Origin of the sequence: Williamsia sp. (genome assembly GCF_016462415.1) — a bacterium.
Taxonomy (GTDB): Bacteria; Actinomycetota; Actinomycetes; order Mycobacteriales; family Mycobacteriaceae; genus Williamsia_A.
This window is the reverse complement of record NZ_JAEMTF010000190.1, coordinates 1-3,527: the sequence shown is the minus strand read 5'-3', so window position 1 is coordinate 3,527 and position 3,527 is coordinate 1. Positions and strand designations below refer to the sequence as shown.

3 protein-coding genes are annotated in these 3,527 nt (G+C 70.0%); all 3 read right to left on the bottom strand.

The window, feature by feature from the left end:
* Positions 1–262: hypothetical protein (locus JHC79_RS23000; RefSeq protein ID WP_296395277.1), on the bottom strand; the 262-nt coding region annotated here is incomplete at its 3' end.
* Positions 255–722, bottom strand: a complete 468-nt coding sequence (gene ruvX, locus JHC79_RS22995; RefSeq protein ID WP_296395275.1) for a Holliday junction resolvase RuvX — start codon at positions 720–722, stop codon at positions 255–257. The genes JHC79_RS23000 and ruvX, both read right to left, overlap by 8 nt.
* Positions 719–3,400 (bottom strand): alanine--tRNA ligase, encoded by a 2,682-nt coding sequence (alaS, locus tag JHC79_RS22990; RefSeq protein WP_296395273.1) that lies wholly within the window; start codon positions 3,398–3,400, stop codon positions 719–721. Before alaS ends, ruvX begins: the two co-directional genes overlap by 4 nt.
* Positions 3,401–3,527 lie beyond the last annotated feature (127 nt).

The following is a 3,527-nucleotide window of genomic DNA, read 5'->3' as shown; positions in this document are numbered from 1 at the left end:
GTCCCGGCGCGGTGGGCGGGATGACGCGGGGTCGCGCGCGACGGTCCGGTTCCTGCCAGGCGCTGTCGCCGCCCGGGCGGGGGGTGTCTCGCGGTACCCGCGGGATCACACCCGAGTCGTCGGGACGGCCGCGGCCGGCGCGGCGATGCCGCTGCGGTCCACCGCCGCCGTTCTCGAGGAGTCGGCGGAGGCGATCGGCCTCTTCGGGGGTCTGGTTCTCACCCGGGGCTCGGCGACGGTGCCGATTCGGTTGGTCACTCACCGGCGGGCCCACTGACCGAGTCCTGGCGGGTGCGCAGATCCAACCAGGACTGCAGGATGGCGACGGCCGCCGCCTGATCGATCACCGCTTTGTGCGATCGCGTCGACCGTCCGCTCGCGCGCAGCATGGCGGTGGCGGCGACGGTGGTCAGCCGCTCGTCGTGGAAGACCACGGGGACGGGATCGATGCGTCGCGAGATCCGGGCGCCGAAACCGGTGGCCGCGTCCGCGGCGGCACCGTGCTCGCCGCGCAGGGTGGTCGGGAGCCCGACGATGACCTCGACCGCCTCGTACTCCGCCACCAGTTCGGCGATGCGGGTCAGGTCGCGACCGTCGGATGTGCGCGCAACGGTCTCGACGGGGGTGGCGAGCATGCCGTCAGGATCACACGAGGCGACCCCGATCCGCACACTCCCCACGTCAACGGCGAGTCGACGGCCGCGCGGGAGCAGCCCGCTCACCCGCCTGCCCCGCCTCGGGTGACGTCGGCGAGCTCGCGGATCCGTGCGAGCGCGGCGTCGATGCCCGCGGCGTCACTGCCCGAGCCCTGCGCGAGATCGGGCTTGCCACCGCCCCGTCCCCCGACGAGAGGGGCGATCTCGGTGACGACGGCTCCGGCCGCGACGCCGGTGTCCCGGGCCGCGTCGGTGACGGCGACGACGAACGGCACCTTGTCACCGGCGACCGAGAAGAGGGCGACGACAGCCGGTTCGGCGGACACCCGACCACGCAGGTCGGTCGCCAGGGCACGCAGATCGCCCGCGGCGAGACCGTCCGGCAGGCGGGCGGCGACCACGAGGACCGAACCGATCCGCTCCGCGTCGTCGATCAGGGACGCCGCCGAGGCCCGAGCCGACTCGGCACGCATCCGCTCGATCTGCTTCTCGGCGTCACGCAGACGTTCGACGATGGTCGCGACACGGTCGGGCACCTGATCGCTGGGCACCTTCAGTGACGACGACAGCGCCCCGAGCAGCGCCCGCTCCTTGGCGAGGTAGCGGTAGGAGTCGAGACCGACGTAGGCCTCGACGCGTCGGATGCCCGAGCCCACCGACGACTCACCGAGCAGGGTCACGGGACCGACCTGCGCCGACGACCCGACATGGGTACCGCCGCAGAGTTCCATCGAGAACGGACCGCCGATCTCGACCACGCGGACGATGTCGCCGTAGTTCTCACCGAACAGCGCCATCGCACCCATCGCCCTGGCCTCGTCGAGTCCGGTCTCGAAGGTGTGGACCGGGAAATCGGATTCGACCGCGGTGTTGGCGATCTCCTCGATCTCGTCGCGCTGGGTGTCGGTGACCGGGCCCTGCGCACGGAAGTCGAACCGGAGGTAGCCGGGCCGGTTGAGCGAACCCGCCTGCGTCGCATCGGATCCGAGGACCTGACGCAGCGCGGCACCGACGAGGTGGGTGCCGGAGTGTCCCTGCGTGGCGCCACGGCGCCACTGTGAGTCGACCTGGGCGATCACGTCGTCGCCGACGGTGACCTCACCGGATTCGATCGTCACGGCATGGCTCCACACCGATTTCGCGATCTTCTGCACGTCGGTGACCCGCGCGCGCATGCCCGAACTGGTGGTGATGGTCCCGACGTCGGCGGTCTGTCCACCCGATTCGGCGTAGAGGGGGCTGCGGTCGAGGATGATCTCCACGTCGCGCCCGGCACCCGCGACGGGCAGGCTCACGCCGCCGTCGACGATCCCCAGAACCCGTGCCTCGGAGACCAGTTCGTCGAAACCGGTGAACTCGGTGGGTCCACGATCGAGGAACTCCCGGTACACCGACAGATCGGCGTGGGACTTCTTGTTGGCGTTCGCGTCGGCCTTGGCCCGCTGACGCTGCTCGGCCATCAGGTCGGCGAATCCCTGCTCGTCGACCGACAGTCCCGCCTCGGCGGCCATCTCGAGCGTGAGGTCGATCGGGAACCCGTAGGTGTCGTGCAGGGCGAAGGCGTCGCGACCGGAGATCTGGGTACGCCCGGCACCCGCGGTCGACGCGGCCGCGTCGTCGAACAGCTTCGATCCGGCCGACAGGGTGGCGAGGAAGGCGTCCTCCTCGCGGACGGCGACCGCCCGGATCCGACCGGCGTCATCGGTGAGCACCGGGTAGGACTGCGCCATGGTGGCGAGCACGGTGTCGACGAATTCCGCCATGGTGGCCTCGGTGGCACCCAGCAGGCGGGCCGACCGCACGATGCGGCGCAGCAGTCGGCGCAGCACGTAACCGCGACCGTCGTTGCCCGGCAGCACTCCGTCGGAGATCAGCATGACCGCGGTCCGGGTGTGGTCGGCGATGACGCGGAACCGGACGTCGTCGGCCGCCGAGGAGCCGTAGGCGCGGCCGGTCAGCCGGGCGGCGACGTCGATGACCGGCTTGAGCAGATCGGTCTCGTAGACGTTGTCGACGTCCTGCAGGATGCAGGCGACGCGCTCGATGCCCATGCCGGTGTCGATGTTCTGCCGCGGCAACGGGCCGAGGATCTCGTAGTTGTCCTTGCCGATGCCCGGTCCGCGCTGGTTCTGCATGAACACGAGATTCCAGATCTCGATGTAGCGGTCCTCGTCGGCTTCGGGCCCGCCCTCGACGCCGTAGTCGGGGCCGCGGTCGTAGAAGATCTCCGAGCAGGGACCGCAGGGCCCGGGGACGCCCATCGACCAGTAGTTGTCGGCCATCCCACGGCGCTGGATCCGCTCGGCGGGGACACCGATCTCGTCGCGCCAGATGGCCTCGGCCTCATCGTCGTCGAGGTACACCGTCGGCCACAGGCGGGTCGGGTCGATACCGAACCCGCCGTCGTCGATCGACCCGGTGAGCAGCGACCACGCGAAACCGATGGCCTCGCGCTTGAAGTAGTCCCCGAAGGAGAAGTTGCCCGCCATCTGGAAGAAGGTGTTGTGGCGGGTGGTGATGCCCACCTCCTCGATGTCGAGGGTGCGGACACACTTCTGGATGCTGGTCGCGCGCTCGGACGGCGGCGTCTGCTCCCCGAGGAAGTACGGCTTGAACGGGACCATGCCCGCGTTGACGAACAGCAGGTTCGGATCGTCCAGGATCAGCGACGCGCTGGGGATCTCGGTGTGACCGGCACGGATGAAGTGATCGAGGAATCGCTTCCTGATCTCATGGGTCTGCACCTGATGTCCTCACGCCGATTCGCGGCAACTGTCATCGCCTGACAGCACCCTGGTCTGCCTCGTCGCGAGACACGCACCACGGGGTGCGCCCGGGCGGGTCGAGGCGAGTCCACCCTACCGGGTGGGT